The following is a 21,689-nucleotide window of genomic DNA, read 5'->3' as shown; positions in this document are numbered from 1 at the left end:
AATGATGAATCCAACTGACATGAACGAGACGACCCCTGCCGAGGCAGGACAGGAGACGGCCGCCAAGCCGAAGCGTCGCACCAAGCCGAAGGCGGAGGCCGCACCCGCGCCCGCACCGGAAGGCGCGCAGCCGGACGCCGTGGAAAAACCGAAACGCACGCGCAAGACCGCGGCCCAGAAGGCGGCCGAGGCAGCGGAAGGCGCGGCTCCGGCCGCCGCCACACCGGCCGCCGAACCGGCGCCGCGCAAGCCGCGTACCCGTAAGGTGGCCGAGGCTGCGCCGGCCGCGGCCGAGCCCGCGCCTGTTGCTGCCGCACCTGCACCCGCACCTGCACCCGCACCTGCACCTGCGCCTGCCGTAGCCGCTCCGGCGGACGACGCTGCAAGCCAGCGCAAGCCGCGCGGCCCGCGCCAGATGCGCGAGCAGCGCCAGCAGCGCGAACCGCGCGAACCGCGCCAACTGCGCGTCGAGTCGGAAGCGCCCGCGGTGGAAGCCGTTGCCGCCGAGGCAGCGCCGGTCGAAGCCGGTCGCAACGAGCAGCGCCGCGACCAGCGCGGCGGCAAGCAGCAGAAGAAAGGCCAGCAAGGCCAGCAGCGCGGCCAGCAGGCACAGAACGCCCAGGGCGCCCAGGGCGGCCAGGGCGGCCAGAACGCTCAACCGCAGGGCCAGAACCAGAAACAGCAGGGCAAGGGCAAGAACGCCAGACCGGGCAACAAGCCGGCCAAGGGCGGCAAGGGCAACGATGCCGACGCCGTGTTCTCGTTCGTCACGTCGGACGCGTTCGACGCCAACGAGGGCGGCCGCGGCCAGTCGCAGCCGACCAAGGCGCGCCGCGACCTGACGGCCGAGGACGACGCACCGAAGCTGCACAAGGTGCTGGCGGAAGCAGGCCTCGGTTCGCGCCGCGACATGGAAGAACTGATCATCGCCGGCCGCGTGTCGGTGAATGGCGAGCCGGCCCACATCGGCCAGCGCATCCTGCCGACGGACGCCGTGCGCATCAACGGCAAGCTGCTGCAGCGCCGCGTGAACAACAACAAGCCGCCGCGCGTGCTGGTGTACCACAAGCCGGCCGGCGAAATCGTCAGCGCGGATGATCCGGAAGGCCGTCCGTCCGTGTTCGACCGCCTGCCGACCATGAAGACCGGCAAATGGCTGGCCGTGGGCCGCCTCGACTTCAACACCGAGGGCCTGCTGCTGTTCACGAATTCCGGCGACCTGGCGAACCGCCTGATGCACCCGCGCTACAACATCGACCGCGAATATGCCGTGCGTACGCTGGGCGAGCTGGAAGAGGGCATGCGCCAGAAACTGCTGGCCGGCGTCGAGCTCGACGACGGCACGGCCTCGTTCACCAAGATCGCCGATGGCGGCGGCGAAGGCGTCAACCGCTGGTACCGCGTGGTGATCGGCGAAGGCCGCAACCGCGAGGTGCGCCGCATGTTCGAGGCGGTGGGCCTGACCGTCTCGCGCCTGATCCGTACGCGCTACGGCGCCATGACCCTGCCGTCGGGCCTCAAGCGCGGCCGCTGGGAAGAGCTGGAAGAAAACGACGTCCGCAACTTCCTCGACGCCTTCGGCATCGAGAAGAAGGGCGGCGGACAGAACAACAAGGGCGCTGCCGGCGGCAAGGGGCTGGGCAAGGGGCAGGGTGGTCCCAAGGGCCGCGGCAACGACGATCACCGCTCGAACGGCAACCGCATCGACCGCGCCGACGCCAACCGCAACGTGGATCCGTTCGGCCCGCCGGTGGCGCGTGTCGGCTCGGGGCGCGAAGAGGGCGGCATCCTGGGCGGCCGCGGCGGTCAGGGTCAGGGCCAGGGTGGACGCGGCTTCGGCGGTGGCCAGGCACGCGGCAGCAACCAGCCGCGTGGCAACAACCAGCCGCGCGGTAGTGGCGGTGGCGGCGGTGGCGGTGGCGGTGGCGGCAAGGGCCCGCGCCAGCCGGATCCTCTGCAGACGACGTTCGGTTTTGCCGGCGCCGGCCAGAACCGCCGCAGCCAGGGTCCGCGCGTGAGCGACCACGGCATGCCGCGCCGCGGCCGCCGCGGTTAATTCGTCAAATCGCGCGGGCATGATTTGAGTCATGCCGCGCGAAAATGAATCGCTCGCAGCACCGTATTCTTCAAACGTGTAAACTGTTGCATAGCTGTTCATTTTGCAGTGCGGCGATTGCGGCCGACCCTGTATCGGGTTATAATGCGTGTCTAACCCGAGTGCTTCCCAATATTGTTTTGGCGAACAAGCTCCAGTTGGGAATACAAAAGATGGGCAGTTGCCCATTTTTTTTTTGTTGAATCGTTTTAAGGGTCCGGCACCGGACCGTGGAGAAACCTGTGCAGTTGTTTGATTTGATTGCCACGACAGTCAGCGGACTGGGCTACGACCTCGTCGATATCGAACGGGGCGAGCGAGGCATCCTGCGCGTGTTTATCGACTTCCCGGCGGCAGTGGCGGACGAAAAGGGACCGATCTCGGTCGAGGATTGCGCCACGGTGAGCCACCAGCTGTCGCACGTGTTGATGGTCGAAAACGTCGACTACGAGCGCCTGGAAGTGTCGTCGCCCGGACTGGACCGTCCGGTGCGAACCCTGGCCGACTTCGAACGCTTTGCCGGCAGCGAATGCACCGTCAAGCTGCGCGTCGCGATGCCCGGCACCGCGAACCGCAAGACCTGGACGGGCATCCTGCATGCGCCGCAGGGCGACAAGATCGGGTTGGAATTTGAAAGCAAGGATGGGCCGGCGTTGCTCGAATTTACGCTGGCCGAACTGGACAAGGCACGCCTGGTGCCGAAGGTGGATTTTAGGAGTCGCAAAGCATGAGTCGCGAAATTTTGTTACTGGTTGATGCGCTCGCGCGCGAAAAGAACGTCGATAAGGAAGTGGTCTTCGGGGCGCTCGAGTTCGCCCTGGCGCAAGCTACCAAAAAGCGCTATGAAGGCGAGGTCGACATTCGCGTGTCTATCGACCGCGACACGGGCGAATTCGAAACCTTCCGCCGCTGGCACGTCGTGCCCGACGAGGCCGGCCTGCAGCTGCCCGACCAGGAAATCCTGCACTTCGAAGCCAAGGAACAGATTCCGGACATCGAAGTCGACGAATACATCGAAGAGCCGATCGAGTCGGTCGAGTTCGGCCGCCGCTTCGCCCAGGACACGAAACAGGTCGTGCTGCAGCGCGTCCGCGACGCCGAGCGCGAGCAGATCCTGCAGGACTTCCTGGAGCGCGGCGACGCGCTGGTCACCGGCACCATCAAGCGTATGGAGCGCGGCGATGCGATCGTCGAATCGGGCAAGATCGAGGCGCGCCTGCCGCGCGACCAGATGATCCCGAAGGAAAACCTGCGCATCGGCGACCGCGTGCGTGCCTACATCCTGCGCGTGGACCGCAACATGCGCGGCCCGCAGGTGATCCTGTCGCGCACGGCACCGGAATTCATCATGAAACTGTTCGAACTCGAAGTGCCCGAGATCGAGCAGGGTCTGCTGCAGATCAAGTCGGCCGCCCGCGACCCGGGCGTCCGTGCGAAGATCGCTGTCTTTACCGCGGACAAGCGCATCGACCCGATCGGTACCTGCGTCGGCATGCGCGGTTCGCGCGTGCAGGCCGTGACCGGCGAACTGGGCGGCGAGCGCGTGGACATCGTGCTGTGGTCGGAAGATCCGGCCCAGTTCGTGATCGGCGCGCTGGCTCCGGCCAACGTGTCGTCGATCATGGTGGATGAAGAAAAGCACGCGATGGACGTCGTCGTCGACGAGGAAAACCTCGCGATCGCGATCGGCCGTTCGGGCCAGAACGTACGCCTGGCGTCCGAGCTGACCGGCTGGAAGATCAACATCATGACCGCCGAAGAGTCGGCCAACAAGGCTGCCCAGGAAACCGCTGCCGTGCGCACGCTGTTCATGGCAAAGCTGGACGTGGACGAGGAAGTGGCGAACATCCTGGTCGAGGAAGGCTTCTCGAGCCTTGAAGAAGTCGCATACGTGCCCATCTCCGAAATGCTGGAGATCGAATCGTTCGACGAGGACACCGTCAACGAACTGCGCACCCGCGCACGCGACGCGCTGGTGACCGAGGCGATTGCTTCGGAAGAAGGTCTCGAGGGTATGGAAGAGGCGCTGGCCAACCTGGAAGGGATGGACCGCACCACCGCCGGCAAGCTGGGTCTGGCCGGTATCAAGACCCTGGAGCAATTCGCGGGTCTGGCCTACGACGAGTTCAGCGCCATCCTGGCGCTCCCGACCGATCGTGCCCGTGAACTGATCAAGAATGAATTTAATGATGTGACCGACGATGAGATGAAACTGGTCGACGCCAAGTACGACGACCGGGCCAAGGCCCTCCAGGCGAAAGCCTGGAGCCAGGTCGAAACGGCCAAGGCATAAATGAGACGCGACAGACCGGAGCACATTGCTTTCCGGTCTTCGCGCTTTATTAAGCTAGCAAATTTCTTTATCATCTCGCGACACATAGAAAAGAGGACTGAATGGCGAGTAACAACGTAGCCCAATTTGCCACCGAACTGAAGATGCCTGCAGATTTGCTGCTGACGCAGCTGCGTTCTGCCGGCGTCGAGAAAAGTTCGACGTCAGATCCCTTGTCCAAGGATGATAAGGATAAGCTGCTGAACCATCTGCGCCGTACCCACGGTGCCGCCGAATCCGGCGAAAAGAAGAAGATCACGGTGACCCGCAAGGAAACCTCCGAGATCAAGCAGGCTGACGCGAGCGGCAAGTCGCGCACGATCCAGGTCGAAGTGCGCAAGAAACGCACTTTCGTGCAACGTGACGATCTCGTCACGCCGAAAGCGGCTGCCCAGCAGTCGCCGGTCGTCGACGCCGCCGAGCAGGCGCGTCGCGATGAAGAAGCGCGCCGTCAGGCAGAGCTGATCGCGCGTCAGGAAGCGGAACTGCGCGAGAAGCAGGAACGCCTGGCCAAGCTCGAATCCGAAAAGGCCGAGCAGGCCAAGGCGGCCGAAGAGCAGGCCAAGCGCGACGCGGAAGAGCGCGCCAAGCGCGAAGCCGCGGAAGCCGAGGCAGCCCGTGCCAACGAGGCGCAGAAAGCATCCCAGGCGTCGGCAGGTGCTGCGAACGCCGCCGAGGAAGCGAAGCGCGCCGCCGCCGAGGAAGCCAAGAAAGCGGCTGCCGAGGAAGCCAAGCGCAAGGCCGAAGAGGCCGCGAAGGAAGCCGCCGAACGCGCTGCCGCCACCGAGCGTGCACGCAAGGCCGTGGCCGATGAAGTCGCCCAGATCAAGGCGATGATGGCCCAGCCGCGCCGCGTGATCAAGGCGCCGGAAGTGGTGCCGGCTGCGAAACCGAAGGCGGCCGAACCGAGCACCCTGCACAAGCCGGCGACGGCTGCGAAACCGGCCGAAGCCAAGCCGGCCGACGGTGCGGGCGCCCGTGCCAAGCCGGGCGACAAGAAATCGATCAAGTCGGCCAACGTGGCCTCGACCTGGTCGGACGACAAGAAGCGCGGCGGTCCGAGCAGCGGTACGAAGGGTCGCGGCAACGCGGCGCCGACCGGCCGTGACGGCTGGCGCGCAGGTGGCGGCCGTGGCGGCCGTCGTGGCGGCCACGACGATCGCGAATCGAACTTCCAGGCCCCGACCGAAGCCATCGTCAAGGATGTCTACGTGCCGGAGACCATCACCGTCGCCGAACTGGCGCACAAGATGGCTGTCAAGGCATCGGAAGTCATCAAGCAGCTGATGAAGCTGGGCCAGATGTGCACCATCAACCAGGTGCTGGACCAGGAAACCGCGATGATCGTGGTGGAAGAGATGGGCCACAAGGCCTTCGCCGCCGCCGAGGACGATCCGGAAGCGCTGCTGGCCGACCACGGCGAGCATGCCGATTTCGAGTTGAAGCCGCGTGCGCCGGTCGTGACCGTCATGGGCCACGTCGACCACGGCAAGACCTCGCTGCTGGACTACATCCGCCGCGCCAAGGTGGCGGCGGGCGAAGCCGGCGGCATTACCCAGCACATCGGTGCTTACCACGTGGACACCCCGCGCGGCATGGTCACCTTCCTGGATACCCCGGGCCACGAGGCGTTCACCGCCATGCGTGCCCGTGGCGCCAAGGCGACCGACATCGTCATCCTCGTGGTGGCGGCCGACGACGGCGTGATGCCGCAGACCAAGGAAGCAATCGCTCACGCGAAAGCGGCCGGCGTTCCCCTCGTCGTGGCGATCAACAAGATCGACAAGCAGGGCGCGAATCCAGACCGCGTGACCCAGGAACTGGTGGCTGAAGGCGTCGTGCCGGAAGAATACGGTGGCGAATCGCCGTTCGTCCAGGTGTCGGCGAAAACCGGCCAGGGCATCGACGACCTGCTGGAAAACGTGCTGCTGCAGGCCGAAGTGCTGGAACTGAAGGCGCCGGTGGAATCGCTGGCCCGTGGCCTGGTGGTCGAAGCCCGCCTGGACAAGGGCCGCGGCCCGGTCGCCACCATCCTGGTGCAGTCGGGTACGCTGAAGCGCGGCGACGTCGTGCTGGCGGGATCGTCCTTCGGCCGCGTCCGTGCGATGCTGGACGAAAATGGCAAGTCGGTGACCGAAGCCGGTCCGTCGTTCCCGGTCGAGATCCAGGGCCTGACCGAAGTCCCGAGCGCGGGCGAGGAAGTCATGGTCATGGCGGATGAACGCAAGGCGCGCGAAATCGCACTGTTCCGTCAAGGTAAATTCCGCGACGTGAAACTGGCCAAGCAGCAGGCAGCGAAGCTGGAGAACATTCTCGACCAGATGGGCGAAGGCGAAGTCAAGAACCTGCCGCTCATCGTCAAGACCGACGTCCAGGGTTCGCAGGAAGCGCTGGTCGGCTCGCTGCAGAAGCTGTCGACGTCGGAAGTGCGCGTGCAGATCGTGCACGCGGCCGTCGGCGGCATCACCGAGTCGGACGTCAACCTGGCAACCGCGTCGAAGGCAGTCATCATCGGCTTCAACGCCCGTGCCGACGCCCAGGCGCGCAAGCTGGCGGAAACGAACGGCGTCGACATCCGTTACTACAGCATCATTTACGATGCGATCGACGAGATCAAGACGGCACTGTCGGGCATGCTGGCACCGGAGAAGCGCGAGCACGTCACTGGCCAGGTGGAAATCCGCCAGGTCATCCTCGTGTCGAAAGTCGGCGCGATCGCGGGCTGTCTGGTCACCGACGGCGTCGTCAAGCGTACCTCGTCGGTCCGCCTGCTGCGCAACAACATCGTCGTGTGGACGGGCGAGATCGAGTCGCTCAAGCGCTTCAAGGACGACGTCAAGGAAGTGCGCGCCGGTCTGGAGTGCGGTCTGTCGCTGAAGAACTACAACGACATCCAGGTGGGCGATACCCTGGAAGTGTTCGAAGTTCAGGAAGTGGCGCGTACGCTGTAAATCGGACTCTCCCTCGACTGGAAGGAACCTCGAAAAACCGTAGCGAGCGGCCGCAGTTGCGGTTGAGAAGCGCAGCTGTACGAGAGTACAGCGAGCATCGCAAACCGCAAATGCAACGCGCAGTAGGTTTTTCGAGCTTCCGAGGAGTAGCATTGGGGCTGGCAAGCTTGCGCCGTGGCGCGGGCCGCTGGCCCCAAGTTTTTTATAAGCAGTCAATAACATGGCAAAACACAGCAAAAGCATTCCCCAGCGCGGCTTGCGCGTGGCCGACCAGATCCAGAAGGACCTGTCGGAACTGATCGCCTTCGAACTGAAGGACCCGCGCGTCGGCATGGTTACCATCAGCGAGGTCAAGCTGACCCCGGACTACGCGCACGCGAAGATTTATTTCACGCTGCTCAAGGACAGCCCGGAAGAGATCAAGCAGACGCTCGAAGGCCTGACCAAGGCGTCCGGCTACCTGCGCAACCTGCTCGGCAAGCGCCTGCACATCCACACGCTGCCGCAGCTCCACTTCGTGCACGACACGTCGACGAGCCGCGGACTCGCGATGTCGGCGCTGATCGACCAGGCGAACGCGACAAGAGCAAAAGACGATGTGGCCGACACCGGCCACATCGAAACTGATCGAGGGGTTACCGGCAACGACGTTGCCGAGGATTCCGAGTGAACGCACGTCCCCCGAAAAAGCCCCGCGACCTCGTCGACGGGGTGCTCCTCATCGACAAGCCGGTCGGCCTGTCGTCCAACGATGCGCTGATCAAGGCGAAGCGCGTCGTCAACGCGAAGAAGGCCGGCCACACCGGCACGCTGGACCCGTTCGCCACCGGCCTGCTGCCGCTGTGCTTCGGCGAGGCGACCAAGTTTTCGCAAGACCTGCTGGAAGCGGACAAGACGTATGACGCCGTCGTCCACCTGGGCATCACGACGACCACGGGCGATACCGAAGGCGAGGCCGTCGAGACCCGTCCCGTGAACGTCACGGTCGAGCAGATCGAAGCGGCGCTGGCGAAGTTCCGCGGCCCCATCCTGCAGGTCCCGCCGATGTATTCGGCCCTGAAGCGCGACGGCAAGGCGTTGTACGAGTACGCGCGCGAAGGGATCACGCTGGAACGCGAAGCCCGTCCCGTCACGATCCACAAGCTCGAGATGCTGGCGTACGACGCCCCGATGCTGACGATCCGCGTCACATGCAGCAAGGGCACGTACGTGCGCGTGCTGGGCGAGGACATCGGTGCCGAACTCGGCTGCGGCGCGCACCTGAACGCGCTGCGCCGCATCCAGGTGGGCAGCCTGACGGTCGACGGCATGGTGACCCTGGAGCAGTTGCAGGCGCACGACAATCCGCTGTCGCTGCTGGCCCCCGTCGATGCGCTGCTGTCGAGCTTCCCGCGCGTCGAGCTCACCCCCGAACTGGCCGCGCGCTTCCTCAACGGCCAGCGTCTCGCGCTGAACCGCGAGCCGGTGACGCTGCCGGAGACGCCCGGCAGGGTGCGCGTCTACCACGACGATAAACTGCTGGGCACCGCGATCCTGCAGGACTGGGGCGTGCTGGCGCCGGAACGGCTGATCGCGCGGCCACAAGGTTAACCGCTTGCTCTGGCGTCAACATTGCGCCAGAATCAAGTGATGCAAGCGACCGACTCCCTCCGCACCGAAGCGCAACTGGCCGGCCGGGCCACCGGCGCCATGTTCTTTTTCGTGTTCGGCGCCGTCTGGCTGGAAGGCTGGGCGACGCAAGCTCACGAGGGGGCCGCGGCATGTGCGGGCATCGCGCTGGTGGCCCTGGCCCTGCTGGCCGTCGCGTGGCGCCGTTACCGCCGCTACGCGCCCGCGCTGGCGCACGCGCAGGACACGCCGGAGCGGCGCCGCATGAAGCGTGTCTTCAACATCGTGAACGCGGCACAATGGACCGCCATCTTCATCCTCGCGCAGGTGCTGGTCAACCTGGGCAAGGGCGCGTGGATCATCCCGATGGCCATCGCCATCATCGGCCTGCACTTCCTGCCGCTGGCCCATGTGTTCAAGAATCCGCCGCATTACGTGACGGGCCTGGCGATGGTCGCGTTCGCCGCGCTGTATCCGCTGCTGGCCAGCGGCGGCCCGACGGCGCCGGTGGGCTTTCTCGGCGCCGGACTCATCCTGTGGCTCAGCGCCGCCTGGGCACTGCGCGCCTGACGTCATCGTCGTTCAACATTTCGGCGTTATTCTGGCGATGCGGGCCGTTGCGGCGCAGCAGAGGCCTGTAAGCATGCTATACTAGTGGGTTCCGGAAGTCGAAAGTCTCGAGCTCTTCCGCCCATCACGCAACATTTCACTGTTGAAAACGCATATGTCAGACACCAAACGCGCGATTCGTAATATCGCAATCATCGCCCACGTTGACCACGGCAAGACCACCCTGGTGGACCAGCTGCTGCGCCAATCCGGCACTTTCCGTGAAAACCAGGCGGTCGACACCCGCGTGATGGACTCGAACGACCTCGAGAAAGAACGCGGCATTACGATTCTGTCGAAGAACTGCGCGGTCGAGTACGAAGGCACCCACATCAACATCGTCGACACCCCGGGCCACGCCGACTTCGGCGGCGAGGTCGAGCGCGTGCTGTCGATGGTCGACTCGGTGCTGCTGCTGGTCGACGCCCAGGAAGGCCCGATGCCGCAGACCCGCTTCGTGACCCGCAAGGCACTGGCGCTGGGCCTGAAGCCGATCGTCGTCGTCAACAAGATCGACCGTCCGGGCGCGCGCGCCGACTGGGCGATCAACCAGACGTTCGAACTGTTCGACAAGCTGGGCGCCAACGACGAGCAGCTGGACTTCCCGATCGTCTACGCCTCGGGCCTGAACGGCTACGCCGGCATGGACGAAAGCGTGCGCGGCGGTGACATGAAGCCGCTGTTCGACGCCATCCTGAAATACGTGCCGGTGCGTGACGACAACCCGGACGGTCCGCTGCAGATGCAGATCACGTCGCTCGACTACTCGTCGTACGTCGGCAAGATCGGTATCGGCCGCGTCAACCGCGGTCGCGTCAAGCCGGGCATGGACGTGCTGGTCGTGAACGGCCAGGACGACAAGAATCCGATCAAGGGCCGCATCAACCAGGTGCTGAACTTCAAGGGCCTGGAGCGCGTGCTGGTCGATGAAGCCGTCGCCGGCGACATCGTGCTGATCAACGGTATCGAAGACATCGGCATCGGCGTGACCGTGACCGCGGTGGATACGCCGGAAGCGCTGCCGATGCTGACCGTCGACGAGCCGACCCTGACGATGAACTTCATGGTCAACAACTCGCCGCTGGCCGGCCGCGAAGGCAAGTTCGTCACCAGCCGCCAGCTGCGCGACCGCCTGGACCGCGAACTGAAGTCGAACGTGGCGCTGCGCGTGCTGCCGACCCCGGACGACACCGTGTTCGAAGTGTCGGGCCGCGGCGAGCTGCACCTGACCATCCTGCTGGAAAACATGCGCCGTGAAGGCTTCGAACTGGCCGTGTCACGTCCGCGCGTCGTCTTCAAGGAGATCGACGGCGTCAAGTGCGAGCCGTACGAAAACCTGACCGTCGACGTCGAAGAAGTCAACCAGGGCGGCGTGATGGAAGAACTGGGCCGCCGTCGTGGCGACCTGCAGAACATGGAATCGGACGGCAAAGGCCGCGTTCGTCTGGAATACCGCATCCCGGCCCGTGGCCTGATCGGCTTCCAGGGCGACTTCATGACCCTGACCCGCGGCACCGGCCTGATGAGCCACGTGTTCGACGCGTACTCCCCGGTCGACAACGGCAAGGGCGAACTGGCCGGCCGCCGCAACGGCGTGCTGATCTCGCAGGATGACGGCCAGGCCGTCGCCTACGCACTGTGGAAGCTGCAGGACCGCGGCCGCATGTTCGTCGAGCACAACACCCCGGTGTACGAAGGCATGATCATCGGCATCCACTCGCGCGACAACGACCTGGTCGTCAACCCGATCAAGGGCAAGCAGCTGACCAACGTGCGCGCGTCGGGTACCGACGAAGCCGTCCGCCTGGTGCCGCCGATCCAGATGTCGCTGGAATACGCCGTCGAGTTCATCGAGGACGACGAACTGGTCGAGATCACGCCGAAGAGCATCCGCCTGCGCAAGCGCCACCTGAAAGAGCACGAGCGCAAGAAGGCCAGCCGCGAAGCCGCATAAGCTTCACCGGTTCCAACGAAAAACCCGCTGTTCGCAGCGGGTTTTTTTATGGCTCGGGAATCCATCGATTTGGCTTCCCGGGCAAGGACAAAACGATGTGGTTATTGCATTGGAAGGAATAACATTATTTCCACTTAATTGACTTCCAATTAAGGCAAAAGCGGTCCCGACGCAGCCGTCCCGATTGGCCACAAGCCGCAGAGGAACCGATGCGGACGCGCGGGTAAGCCCGAAGAGATTCCGTCGATCACAATAACACTGGAGATACCATGAAACTGCTGAAACAACTGACCGTCGTTGCCGCCCTGTCCTCGATCGCTTCGTACGCATCGGCCCTGACCCCGATCGCCGATGCCGAACTGTCCAAGGTCTCGGGCCGTGACGGTGTGTCGATCGCCGCTGACCTGCATGTGAACATCGGTTCGTTCGTCTACACGGATACCGATACCGCAGGCGGCTCGGTGAGCTTCAACAACATCAAGATCGCCGGTGCCATCGCTGCAACCATCGACATCATCAACAACGCCACGTTCCAGGCCGACGCCAGCGCGGCGTCGGGCGCATCGAGCGTCCTGGGCGTGACCGGCGGTGCCGGCCTGGCCGCCTTCATGCCGGCTGGCGACGTCGTCAAGATCGCCATCCCGCTGATCGACACCAACAAGAACCTGAGCATGTCGGTCGACTCGATCAAGATGGGCAACTCGACCGCTTCCTACGGTTCGTTCGCCGCCAACGACATCAAGCTGCAAGGCACCACCGTCTACATCTGGGCGCACTGAGCGGCCCGGGTTGGGTGATGGACGGCCCGCGGGCTTGCCCCGGGCCGTTTTTTTGAGCTCGTTTTCCCTCTGGTTCGACCATGCGCACCTTGCTCGCCGCATCCATCGTCGCACTCTCGCTGTTGCCCTGCGCGGCATCGGCCCAGATGCGCGCGATGTCCGACACCGAACTGTCCACAGTCAGCGGCCAGGGCCTGTTCACGGTCAGTAACTCCAGCTACAGCGGTTTCGATTTCACGCGCATCAGCCTCGACGCCGACGTCACGCTGAACGCCAACCTCGCCAACATGCGCCTGGGCGAGTACACGTACGCGCCGCGCAACGGGTCCGGCGCCGACCTCGACATCGGCGCGCTGCAATTCGGCCGCACCGACGCGTCCGCGGCACAGCGGCTCGTGCAGATCACGAATCCCTATTTCGAATTCGTCTACAAGAACACCGCCGCGGGAAGCGGCAGCCAGCGCGAGATCGTCGGCATGCGCCTCGGCTTCGACGGCATCTCGGGCGACATCGGCATGAAGATCGCCACACTGTCCGGCGCCATGCGCATCGACGCGGGCGCCGCCGGCATCATCGACAGCATGAACGACGCCGGCGGCGGCAAGCGCTGGGACGGCACGTGCGCGGGCTGCACACCGCTCGCCAACGTGGGCGGCGTCACGGCGGGCGATGCGAACGGTCCGAGCCGCGATTTCTGGATCGCGATCCTCAAGCAGCCCGTGACATTCCAGGCCGCGGCCGGCATGCCCGCGCTGACCGAGGCGCAGGCCGGCATCTGGCTGAACTGGCGCGACAAGCTGACCGCGCTGAACCTCACCGGCACCGTGCCGGTCAATAACGCGGCGGGGCACTGATGCGCGCCGTCGCCGCCGCCATGCTGTTGTCCGCGCCGGCGCTGGCCGCCGCGCTCGAACCATTGCCGGACAGCGCGCTCGCCAAGGTGGCGGGGCGCGACGGCATGAGTTTCAACCTCTCGAATTTCGCCATGAGCGGCAACGCCGAGCTGCGCTACTACGCGCCCGGCGGCGGCAGCCTCGGCGTCGGCAACCTGGCCGCATCGCGTTCCGACAACACGGACGCGCCGTTCGCCGATCCGTACCGCCTCGACATCAGCGCGGGCGGCCAGGGCCGCGCCGACATCATCAACATCGCCTTTCCCGAGAACGCGGCCGGACGCGAAGTCTGGCAGGTCGCCTACGACTTCGGCGTGAACGCCGGCGGCTTCGACGTCAGGAACGGCAGCGTGATCCTCAAGGATCTCGTGTTCTACGGCGGCGGCCTGCAGTGGTCGACGCCGGCCGTGGGCGACGGCCTCGCGTTCGGCCTCGCCACGCGCATCGAGCTCGGGAGCCTGACGCTCGCGCCGAACGGCCGCGCGGCGACGGGCGAGGCGATGGTGCTGTCGAACGTGACGATCGGCGCGGCGACGGCGGACGGTTCCGCGCCCACGTCGCCGTGGCGCATCGCCGACGTGACGAGCCAGGCCGGCATCTTCAATGCACGCACGGATGCGGCAGGTAATCCGAGCCTGCACATCGGCGTCAACTGGCCCGATGCGGGGCAGGCGGCACCGAGCGGCACGCTGCAGATCGGGAACATCGGCTTCCGCAGCGACGCGGGGGCGAACATGGACCTGGGCAGCTCGCGCATCGGCGCGATCCAGTTGCAGTACCTCGACGTCAAGTTCCGCCAGTGAGCACGCGCCTTCTCGCCCTCCTGTTGCTCTGCACGGCGCGGTGTGCGCTGGCAGGGCCGCAGCCGCTGGCCGACGAAGAACTCGCGCAGGTGCGTGGCGCCGACGGCGTCAGTTTCGCCGTGCGTTTGCAACTCAATCGTCCGGGCGACGGTACGACGGGCGACAGCCGTCTCACCATCGGCCAGACGGTCGACGGCCGCACGACGTACACGGTCCTGAAAAACATCGGCGGCGTGATCCAGATGGTGGGGCTGAACATCAGCCCGCAGGCGGCCGCGGACGGCACGAACTACCTGGCACTCACGCTGCCGGCGTGGACGAAGTTCACGGACGCCGGCTTCGATTCGCTCAGCGTGCAGGCCGACCCGCGCGGGCCCGTCACGCAGAGCCTGGGGCAGGTCACCCTGAACGGCGAACTGCAGATGCAGGGCCAGCTGCGCCTGTGGTCCCATTGACGGCCGCTTGTCCGTGGGCGTTCAGCCGGTCCTGCTGGAACTCGCCGGGCGCCTTGCCGAACCAGCGCAGGCAGGCGCGGTGGAAGGCGCTGGGGTCGGCGAAGCCCAGCTTGTAGCTGAGGTTCTTGACGCTGATGCGGTCGCTGCCCAGGTATTGTTGCGCGATCGTGCGGCGCACCTCGTCGACGAGCGTGGAAAAGTCGGTGCCCTCGTCCGCAAGACGGCGCTGCAGGGTGCGCTCGCTGATCGCGAGGCGCCGCGCGACGGCATCGCGCAATGCGCCGCCCTGGTCGATCATCGCCGGCAGCAGCTCGCGCACGCGCGCGGCCACGCTCGTGCGCTCGGCCTGCGCGAGGCGTTCGTCGAGCAGGCGGAACAGGCCTTCCGCCGCGAGCGGGTTCGCGGTCGGAATGGGCGCCGTGATGTCGGCATTGGCGAATTCGAGCGCGTTGGCGGGCGCGCCGAAACGCACGGGGCAGCCATACTTTCGCATGTACGGCGCCGTGTCGAGCGGGGCCGGATACGCGTATTCGACGAGGGCCGGCTTCAGGTCCGGCCGTGCACCGACGAAGCGCAACGTCGCCAGCAGCAGGTTCCAGGTGAAGTCGTAGCGCGCCTGCGGCACGGCGCGCGCGCCGCCGACGAGGTTCAGGCCCACGCGCACGCGGTCCGCCTTCGGCTCGATGGTGGCGCGCACGACGGGCGACACGAGCGGCATGTAGCGCGTCAGGCTGTCCGCGGCCTGGCGCAGGGTGGGCGAGGCGAGCATCAAATGGCCCAGTACGCCGAGCCAGCTGAGCGGGTCGGGGGCGAACACGCGAAAGCCGACGAGGGCATCGCCGCTGGCGGCCGCGAGGCTTTCCCACAGAATGCTGAACTGGTCGGACAACGCGAGCAGGTCGGCCGCGCGCTGTCCCTGCGCGCCGTGCTCGAACCATTCGAGGCCGGCCCTGGCGAACAGGGCGTCGACGTCGATGCCCTCGGCGCCGAGGCAGGCCTCGATGCGTTGTACCACGTCCGTGGCGGACAGGTACTTCACGCTGGCGACCGCGTACGTGCGGACGCGTCCTGCGCTGGTCTCATGCTTGGTCTCCTGACTCATTTATCGAGTGGCCACGGGTTCTTGTGCCCGGGTGTGTTTTTTATTATGTGTGCATGCGAAATCGCAACGCTTCGGAAAATGATCCCGTATTTATCAAAAAACGATCATTTTCGACAGGCAAGATTTTCAATTTGATGCAACGCAAACCCGGCGTTGCCGGCGCGGGTCAGGACCGTGCCTGCTGGCGTGCCCGAGCGGGCGTGATGCCATACGCGGCCGCGAAACAGGCCGTCATGTGACTCTGGCTGTTGAACCCGCATTGCGCCGCAACACGGGCGATCGAGAAGCTGGTCCGGGTCAGTAATTCATGCACCCGTTCGAGGCGTAAACGCAACACATAACGGTGCGGCGTCATCCCCATCGCTTCCTGGAAGATGCGGCGGAAGTGCGATTCCGACACACCCGCGCGCTCGGCCAGTTCGGCATTGGACAGCTCGCTCGACAGGTTCTGGCCGATCCATTCCAGCACGCCCTGCAGGCGGCCCAGCTGGAGGGCGTCCGGGGGAAGGTGGCGGCCCGTCTTGCCTTCCAGCACGCGGCACGCCTGCTCGATCATCAGGGAACAGGCCCGCTCCACGAAGCCCGTGTTCGGCGTGCTGGTGCGGGACACTTCCGCCAGCAGCTGCTGGGCGGCCGCATGCACGAGCGGATCGGAGAACATGGGCGACTTGGCGCGCGCGGCGAGCAGGCGCTGCAGGTGGCGCACCATCTCGTGCTCCGGGTCGAGGAAGTGGAACATCGCCATGTCGATCGCACCAAAGAACGACCAGCGGCTCGCGAAGCCGGGCTGGAACACGGTCGCGGCGCCGGCCAGGAAATCGAACGAGCGGCCCGGACTGCGCCCGGCCGTGGCGCGCGCGCCGCCGAGGTGGCAGGCCAGCACCATCGAATCGAGCGGCGGGACTTCGCAGCCGCCCAGCTGGAAGATGTAGCGCTCCGCGCGCAGCGGCACGCCGCCGATCTCCACGCTGGTGACCGGCTCGCCCAATGCATTGCTGATCCTGTCCCAAGTGTGCACGGTGCCTCAATGAATGAGCGGTTTTTTATAAAAACGATAGCGTTTTATAACATCCGTCAGCCGTGGCTGCATCCAAAATATAGAAAAAGTGCAATAAACGTGGCCAAAACACCACGTTGGGATGCATGAAAAATCCGCCATCCGGGCGCCATGAACGCGCACGGAGCCGGGCCACAAGGGGCCGCATGAAGCGCCCCAGGGAGACATCATGTACACATTCCTGCTGGGGATCCTCGCGGTCCTCGTGGGCGGCGGCGGCGTGCTTGCCAGGCACGACGTGCAGGACCGTCCGCTCGACCGTTTCGACCTGCCGACGACCATGTCCGTGGCCGCGGCCGGCATTCCGAACGTGGCGATGGAGCCGTTCTCCGAGCTCAAGTACAAGAACATCGTCCACCAGGCCTACGACTACAGCTGCGGCTCCGCGGCCCTCGTCACGATCCTCAAGTACCACCTGGGCATCGACGTCACCGAGCAGCAGTCGATGGAAGGGATGATGGCCTTCGGCGAGAAGGACAAGATCATCGAGCGGCGCGGCTTTTCCCTGCTCGACATGAAGCGCTATCTCGCCTCGATCGACGTGCAGAGCGCGGGCTTCCACGCCGAGATGGCGGACCTGCTCACGCTCGATGCGCCGGGCATCGTGCCGATCGACTACGCCGGCTTCAAGCACTTCGTCGTGCTGCGCGGCGTGCGCGGCGGCCTCGTGTTCCTGGCCGACCCGTCGGCCGGCAACATCACGTTCTCGGTCGAGGAATTCGCCACGCTGTGGGACCGCAACACGCTGTTCATCGCCTATCCGCCGAAGAACCATCCGCCCGCGTTGAAGCTCGCGCTGGCCGACGACGAACTGGGCGTGGTCGACATGGACCGCATCCGCGACCGCGGCCTGCAGCGCCCCATCGACACGCAGGTGGCGAACGAGCGCCTGCTCAACGGTTTCGGCGGCATCTCGATCCGCAAACACTAGACCCACCACGAAGGACCACCATGAAGATTTCCACTATGTCGGCGTGCGCGCCGGCGCTGGCTTGCACCCTCCTGCTCGCCCAGGTGCCGGCGCAGGCCCAGGACACGGCGACCTCGGAAGCCGTGCGCGACGCGCTGGCGAAGAAGGAGGGCGATGCCGACAACACGACGCTGCTGAAGGAAACGCTGACCGCGGTGGACAAGCAGTACTCGCTGATCCGCAAGGGCAAGGTGCAGCTGAACTACGAGCTGGGCTACACCTACATCGGCCAGGAAAAGATCAACACCGACCTGTCGTCCGGCACCGCCACGCTGTTCTCGATCGAGAACACGAACTCGCACACGATCACCAACACGATCATGGCGGACTACGGCGTGCGCAACAACCTGACCGCCAACCTCACGCTGCCCCTGATCAGCCGCTACTCCGATTCCGGCGGTTTCTCGGGCGTCTCGCACACGATCGGCGACGTGGGCCTGGGCGTGCGCTGGCAGCCGCAGGAGGTCAAGCGCGACGAGGTCGCGTACACGCTCACGGGCAACGTGCGCCTCGCGACGGGCACCAGTCCGTACAAGGTCGACGTGCAGAAGGGCGTGGCCACCGGCTCCGGCGTCAACACCTTCAACATCGGCGCCAACATGACGCGCATCGTCGATCCGGTCGCGCTGTTCGGCTCCTTCAACGTGGGCTACAGCCTCGCCGCGAAACACCTGAGCCAGCAGATGTACGGCGCCACGCTGCGCGAAGTGAAGCCGGGCGCCAGCTTCGGCTTCGGCCTCGGCTTCGCGTACGCGCTGTCGTACAAGATCACGACGTCGTTCTCGTTCCAGGAATCGATCCAGGCCCGCTCCACGCTCACCTTCGACAATGGCAACAAGGCACAGACGCAGACGCAGAGCGCGGGCATCCTGGCGATCGGCGCGGGCTATCGCATGTCGCCCAAGACCACCGTCAACGTGACGGTCGGCGCCGGACTCACGGCGGCCGCGCCAAACCTGTCGCTCACCATGAGCCTGCCGTTGTCGCTGTGAGGCCGTGCCCATGAACGCCGCGCCGTCACCGATCGTTCTGCTCGCCGCGGCCGGCCTGGCCATGGCGCTGGCGCCGGTCGCCCATGCCGGCGTCACCGACAACCTCGTCACGAGCCCCACCGCGATGGCGATGGGGAATGCGGTGACGGCCGACCCGCCCGGGATCGAATCGATCCACTTCAACCCGGCCGGTCTCGCGCGCCTGGAAGGCACGCATCACATCGATTCCGTGTTCGTGGCGACGATCCGCAACCCGAACCGGTTCGTGTCAGCGCCCGACCTCGACATCGGCGGCTTCAAGGACGATCCGATCAACGGCAAGTCGAGCGGCCCGGTGCGCCAGGCCCTCTACATCCCGTTCTACGGCGTCCCCAAGGCGCGCCTGCCGGGCGTGCTGGTGCCGAGCATGGGCATGTCGTACAACGCGCCCGGTTCGCGCTGGACGTTCGGCACGAACGTCTACCTGGCGGCGGCGATGAGTATCGACCGCACCAAGGACCCGGACGATCCCGCGCGCTTCGACGGCCGCCTCGTCCAGCTGCAGCGTCTCGTCTACCTGTCGCCGGCGGCCGCGTACAAGGTGTCGGACACGCTGAAGATCGGCATCTCGGTGCCGATCGCGTATTCCGCGTTCGCCATCAACACCGACTTCCGCGCGCCCAACAAGCTGCTCGGCACCGTCGGCCAGCTGCAAAAGGCCGTCTGCCCGGACGGCAACGGCACCGTGATCGACACGCTGACGTTCGGCCTGTGCGGCGGCGGTCCGGAAGGCATGGTCAACCCGTTCAAGCGCGCCGCGAACATCGACTTCGACCTGCGTGCGTCGTTCGACCCGACGGTCAACATCGGCGTGCTGTGGGAACCGAAAAAATGGTTCGCGCTGGGCCTCGTGTACCAGGGCGGCGCGCGCACGACCTACACCGGTTCGTACACGTTCCACAGCGACCCGATGCTGCGCAGCTTCGTGCGCGGCCTGAATTCGAGCCTGCTCGGACCGATCGTCGGCGCCGTCACCGGCATGCCGCAGGACATCCCCGAATACCAGTCGGGGAACATGACGGCGCAGATCCCGTTCCCGTGGCGGGTACAGGCCGGCATGAAGCTGATGCTGACGGATTACGTGCAGGTGAACGCGGACGTCAGCTACGCCGACTGGTCCCAGTGGAACGAGTTGACGTTCCAGTTCGACCGCAGCGTCAAGCTGCTCGAGATGGCGCGCCTGTTCGGCTATGCGAATTCGAGCCAGGCCACGTTCAAGATGGGTTTCAGGAGCGTCGTCAACTACAGCTTCGGCACGCAGCTGAACCTGACGAAGAAGCTCGCGCTGCGCTTCGGCTACGAGCCGCGCAAGAGCTCCATCCCGGGCAACCAGATGAGTCTTCTCGCGCCGCTGCCGGACACGAAGCTCAGGAGCGTCGGCCTGCGCTACCGCTTCGACGACGGCGGGGAACTCAACCTGACGGGCAGCTACATGAAGGGGACGTACGACATCCCCGCGCGCAGCGACTGCAATCTGAATTGCGACAATTTCTTCAACCTGATCTACAACCCTTACGCGGCCACCAACGTGTCCGGCAGCCTGATCGTGAAATACGCGGGCGCCTCGTACACGCGGCCGTTCTGACTGGAGACGACGATGTTGCGAACGATGTGGATGACGATGGCGCTCGGTGCGGGCGTGGGCCTGGCCGCGGGCGCGCACGCGGAGGGCATGACCGGCGTGTCCCCCGCCAAGCAGGCGCTCGTGCAGCGCGTGCTGGACAAGATGGGACTGGAATCCGTCGGCCTGCAGATGCTGCAGGCACCCGTGGCCGACATGCTGCGGCAGTCGCGCGTGGTGGTGCAGAGCCGCGTCCCGGCCGACAAGCAGGACGCGACGATGAAGGACATCACGGCGGAGGCGACGACGTTCGTCGAGCAGGAATCCGCGGGCCTGCGCACGAGCACGCGCGCGATCGTGCAGTCCAGCGTGGCGCCGCTGCTCGCGCAGAAGTTCAGCGAGGAGGAGCTGAAACAGCTGGCGGGCATCCTCGAATCGCCCGTGCTGGCGAAGTTCGAGAGCGTCGTGCCGGAGATGAAGAAGGCCGTCGGCGACAACGTGGCCAAGGCCAACGCGGCGCAGATCCAGCCGAAGATGACGGCGCTGCAGAACCGCGTGGGCCTGAAGCTGCGCGCGGCCGTCGGGCAGTGATGACCACACCATGAGGAGGCGGGGATGAGCGACTGGATGACACGCAGTACCAACAGGTCCCGGCTGGGCCAGATCCTGATCGAGAAGAAGCTGATCTCGCAGGACCAGCTGGACGCGGCAATCCGCGCGCAGGAACAGAGCGGACGCCGGCTGGGCGAGATCCTGGCCGACATGAAGCTGATCACGCAGGCGCAGGTGCGCGGCGCCGTGCGGCGCCAGCGCAGCCTGCGCATGGCGGCGGCGCTGGCGACCGCATTGCTCGGGCCTTTGCACGCCTACGCGGCGGTGGCGGCGGCGCCGGCGGCGGCCGTCTCCACGCGCCAGGGCGGCGAAAGTGGGCGCGAATTCGGCCGCGGCTTGCGTGCGCTGTCGGATGAGGAACTGGGGGAGGTGACGGCCCAGGGACGCAAGGAGGATCCACTGAGTGATGCGCTGCGCGACCAGGCCCGCCAGGCGGAACTGCGCCTGATCGCCATGGCGGCGCAGGGCGGCCAGCATGGGGTGCAGACCGCCGTGCAGCACGCGCTGCCGAACGACGGCGTGCGCGTGCTGGGCGAACTGGCGACGGTGTTCAATCCGCTCGCGCTGCTGCTGTCGGCCGACACGACGGTGCGCGACGTCAGCTACGACCCGGGCAATTCGCACGCGACCGTGAACAAGGACGGCTCCATCACCTTGCGCCTGCCCAGCACGATCGGCGAGATCAGCTTCCGCAACATCCGCGTGGGCAGCCATCCGGGGCCGACGTTCGGCAGCATCGAGATTCACGACATCGATTTGCGGGGGACGACGATCAGCGTCAAGCCGATCGGGCACTGAGGTGCGCACGTCATTCCCGCGAAAGCGGGAATCCATGCGCACGTTCCAACAGTGGAGGCGTTCGCGTCGACGCGAACTC

At 65.7% G+C, this 21,689-nt stretch carries 19 protein-coding genes; 17 read left to right on the top strand and 2 right to left on the bottom strand.

Annotation, left to right across the window (positions count from 1 at the left end; genetic code table 11):
* Positions 1–19 precede the first annotated feature (19 nt).
* The 12 genes from rluB to QPK29_RS23640 all read left to right on the top strand — a co-directional run bounded on the left by rluB (position 20) and on the right by QPK29_RS23640 (position 14,479).
* Complete coding sequence (gene rluB / locus QPK29_RS23695; protein ID WP_400189841.1) at positions 20–2,056, top strand: 23S rRNA pseudouridine(2605) synthase RluB; 2,037 nt, start codon at positions 20–22, stop codon at positions 2,054–2,056.
* A 281-nt stretch (positions 2,057–2,337) separates the two neighbouring features.
* The gene (gene rimP, locus QPK29_RS23690) at positions 2,338–2,826 is read left to right on the top strand and encodes a ribosome maturation factor RimP (protein ID WP_056123309.1); all 489 of its coding nucleotides are present in this window, start codon (positions 2,338–2,340) and stop codon (positions 2,824–2,826) included.
* A complete protein-coding gene (gene nusA, locus QPK29_RS23685; protein ID WP_056123311.1) occupies positions 2,823–4,388 on the top strand; it encodes a transcription termination factor NusA in 1,566 nt (521 codons plus the stop codon). The genes rimP and nusA overlap by 4 nt, the downstream gene beginning before the upstream one ends.
* 101 nt (positions 4,389–4,489) lie before the next feature.
* Positions 4,490–7,378, top strand: coding sequence for a translation initiation factor IF-2 (infB, locus tag QPK29_RS23680; protein ID WP_056123314.1), 2,889 nt, complete (start codon positions 4,490–4,492; stop codon positions 7,376–7,378).
* Between the two features lie 220 nt (positions 7,379–7,598).
* The gene (rbfA, locus tag QPK29_RS23675; RefSeq protein WP_371768569.1) at positions 7,599–8,048 is read left to right on the top strand and encodes a 30S ribosome-binding factor RbfA; all 450 of its coding nucleotides are present in this window, start codon (positions 7,599–7,601) and stop codon (positions 8,046–8,048) included.
* Positions 8,045–8,968: a tRNA pseudouridine(55) synthase TruB gene (truB, locus tag QPK29_RS23670; protein ID WP_056123321.1), complete on the top strand. Its 924-nt coding sequence runs from the start codon at positions 8,045–8,047 to the stop codon at positions 8,966–8,968. The genes rbfA and truB overlap by 4 nt, the downstream gene beginning before the upstream one ends.
* A 39-nt stretch (positions 8,969–9,007) precedes the next feature.
* Positions 9,008–9,556 (top strand): hypothetical protein, encoded by a 549-nt coding sequence (locus QPK29_RS23665; RefSeq protein WP_371768568.1) that lies wholly within the window; start codon positions 9,008–9,010, stop codon positions 9,554–9,556.
* 154 nt (positions 9,557–9,710) lie between these two features.
* Positions 9,711–11,549 carry a translational GTPase TypA gene (gene typA, locus QPK29_RS23660; protein WP_056123327.1) on the top strand — a complete coding sequence of 613 codons (1,839 nt, stop codon included), beginning with the start codon at positions 9,711–9,713 and terminating at the stop codon, positions 11,547–11,549.
* A 269-nt stretch (positions 11,550–11,818) separates the two neighbouring features.
* Positions 11,819–12,328: a DUF6160 family protein gene (locus tag QPK29_RS23655; RefSeq protein WP_056123329.1), complete on the top strand. Its 510-nt coding sequence runs from the start codon at positions 11,819–11,821 to the stop codon at positions 12,326–12,328.
* An 80-nt stretch (positions 12,329–12,408) separates the two neighbouring features.
* Complete coding sequence (locus tag QPK29_RS23650; RefSeq protein WP_371768567.1) at positions 12,409–13,182, top strand: hypothetical protein; 774 nt, start codon at positions 12,409–12,411, stop codon at positions 13,180–13,182.
* On the top strand, positions 13,182–14,024 hold the full coding sequence (locus QPK29_RS23645) for a hypothetical protein (protein WP_371768566.1): 843 nt from the start codon (positions 13,182–13,184) through the stop codon (positions 14,022–14,024). Before QPK29_RS23650 ends, QPK29_RS23645 begins: the two co-directional genes overlap by 1 nt.
* Positions 14,021–14,479, top strand: coding sequence for a hypothetical protein (locus QPK29_RS23640; RefSeq protein WP_056123340.1), 459 nt, complete (start codon positions 14,021–14,023; stop codon positions 14,477–14,479). Before QPK29_RS23645 ends, QPK29_RS23640 begins: the two co-directional genes overlap by 4 nt.
* Here QPK29_RS23640 and QPK29_RS23635 read toward each other — a convergent pair.
* On the bottom strand, positions 14,424–15,581 hold the full coding sequence (locus tag QPK29_RS23635; RefSeq protein WP_371768565.1) for an AraC family transcriptional regulator: 1,158 nt from the start codon (positions 15,579–15,581) through the stop codon (positions 14,424–14,426). The two genes, QPK29_RS23640 and QPK29_RS23635, sit on opposite strands and share 56 nt — an antisense overlap.
* A 166-nt stretch (positions 15,582–15,747) precedes the next feature.
* Positions 15,748–16,599 (bottom strand): helix-turn-helix domain-containing protein, encoded by an 852-nt coding sequence (locus tag QPK29_RS23630; protein ID WP_156403644.1) that lies wholly within the window; start codon positions 16,597–16,599, stop codon positions 15,748–15,750.
* A gap of 208 nt (positions 16,600–16,807) precedes the next feature.
* Between QPK29_RS23630 and QPK29_RS23625 the strand changes: the two genes are divergently transcribed.
* The 5 genes from QPK29_RS23625 to QPK29_RS23605 are packed head-to-tail and all read left to right on the top strand — an operon-like array spanning position 16,808 to position 21,610.
* Entirely contained in the window at positions 16,808–17,569 is a 762-nt protein-coding gene (locus tag QPK29_RS23625; RefSeq protein ID WP_160409567.1) for a C39 family peptidase, read from the top strand.
* 20 nt (positions 17,570–17,589) lie between these two features.
* A complete protein-coding gene (locus QPK29_RS23620; protein ID WP_056123351.1) occupies positions 17,590–18,600 on the top strand; it encodes a hypothetical protein in 1,011 nt (336 codons plus the stop codon).
* Between the two features lie 10 nt (positions 18,601–18,610).
* Complete coding sequence (locus tag QPK29_RS23615; RefSeq protein WP_056123354.1) at positions 18,611–20,224, top strand: OmpP1/FadL family transporter; 1,614 nt, start codon at positions 18,611–18,613, stop codon at positions 20,222–20,224.
* A 12-nt stretch (positions 20,225–20,236) separates the two neighbouring features.
* A complete protein-coding gene (locus tag QPK29_RS23610) occupies positions 20,237–20,791 on the top strand; it encodes a DUF2059 domain-containing protein (protein ID WP_156403643.1) in 555 nt (184 codons plus the stop codon).
* 36 nt (positions 20,792–20,827) lie between these two features.
* A complete protein-coding gene (locus tag QPK29_RS23605; RefSeq protein ID WP_371768564.1) occupies positions 20,828–21,610 on the top strand; it encodes a hypothetical protein in 783 nt (260 codons plus the stop codon).
* Positions 21,611–21,689: the final 79 nt, after the last annotated feature.

The sequence above is a fragment of the Massilia orientalis genome, from assembly GCF_030411975.2.
Lineage (GTDB): Bacteria > Pseudomonadota > Gammaproteobacteria > Burkholderiales > Burkholderiaceae_D > Telluria > Telluria orientalis.
The sequence above is the reverse complement of the archived record's forward strand: the minus strand, read 5'-3'. Positions and strand labels throughout refer to the sequence as shown.

Excerpts from the sequence above, each read along its gene's own strand:
- rluB (WP_400189841.1), top strand. The coding sequence starts at position 20 with ATGAACGAGACGACCCCTGCCGAGGCAGGACAGGAGACGGCCGCCAAG.
- nusA (WP_056123311.1), top strand. The coding sequence starts at position 2,823 with ATGAGTCGCGAAATTTTGTTACTGGTTGATGCGCTCGCGCGCGAAAAG.
- infB (WP_056123314.1), top strand. The coding sequence starts at position 4,490 with ATGGCGAGTAACAACGTAGCCCAATTTGCCACCGAACTGAAGATGCCT.
- rbfA (WP_371768569.1), top strand. The coding sequence starts at position 7,599 with ATGGCAAAACACAGCAAAAGCATTCCCCAGCGCGGCTTGCGCGTGGCC.
- QPK29_RS23665 (WP_371768568.1), top strand. The coding sequence starts at position 9,008 with ATGCAAGCGACCGACTCCCTCCGCACCGAAGCGCAACTGGCCGGCCGG.
- typA (WP_056123327.1), top strand. The coding sequence starts at position 9,711 with ATGTCAGACACCAAACGCGCGATTCGTAATATCGCAATCATCGCCCAC.
- QPK29_RS23655 (WP_056123329.1), top strand. The coding sequence starts at position 11,819 with ATGAAACTGCTGAAACAACTGACCGTCGTTGCCGCCCTGTCCTCGATC.
- QPK29_RS23650 (WP_371768567.1), top strand. The coding sequence starts at position 12,409 with ATGCGCACCTTGCTCGCCGCATCCATCGTCGCACTCTCGCTGTTGCCC.
- QPK29_RS23645 (WP_371768566.1), top strand. The coding sequence starts at position 13,182 with ATGCGCGCCGTCGCCGCCGCCATGCTGTTGTCCGCGCCGGCGCTGGCC.
- QPK29_RS23635 (WP_371768565.1), bottom strand. The coding sequence starts at position 15,581 with ATGAGTCAGGAGACCAAGCATGAGACCAGCGCAGGACGCGTCCGCACG.
- QPK29_RS23625 (WP_160409567.1), top strand. The coding sequence starts at position 16,808 with ATGTACACATTCCTGCTGGGGATCCTCGCGGTCCTCGTGGGCGGCGGC.
- QPK29_RS23620 (WP_056123351.1), top strand. The coding sequence starts at position 17,590 with ATGAAGATTTCCACTATGTCGGCGTGCGCGCCGGCGCTGGCTTGCACC.
- QPK29_RS23615 (WP_056123354.1), top strand. The coding sequence starts at position 18,611 with ATGAACGCCGCGCCGTCACCGATCGTTCTGCTCGCCGCGGCCGGCCTG.
- QPK29_RS23610 (WP_156403643.1), top strand. The coding sequence starts at position 20,237 with ATGTTGCGAACGATGTGGATGACGATGGCGCTCGGTGCGGGCGTGGGC.
- QPK29_RS23605 (WP_371768564.1), top strand. The coding sequence starts at position 20,828 with ATGACACGCAGTACCAACAGGTCCCGGCTGGGCCAGATCCTGATCGAG.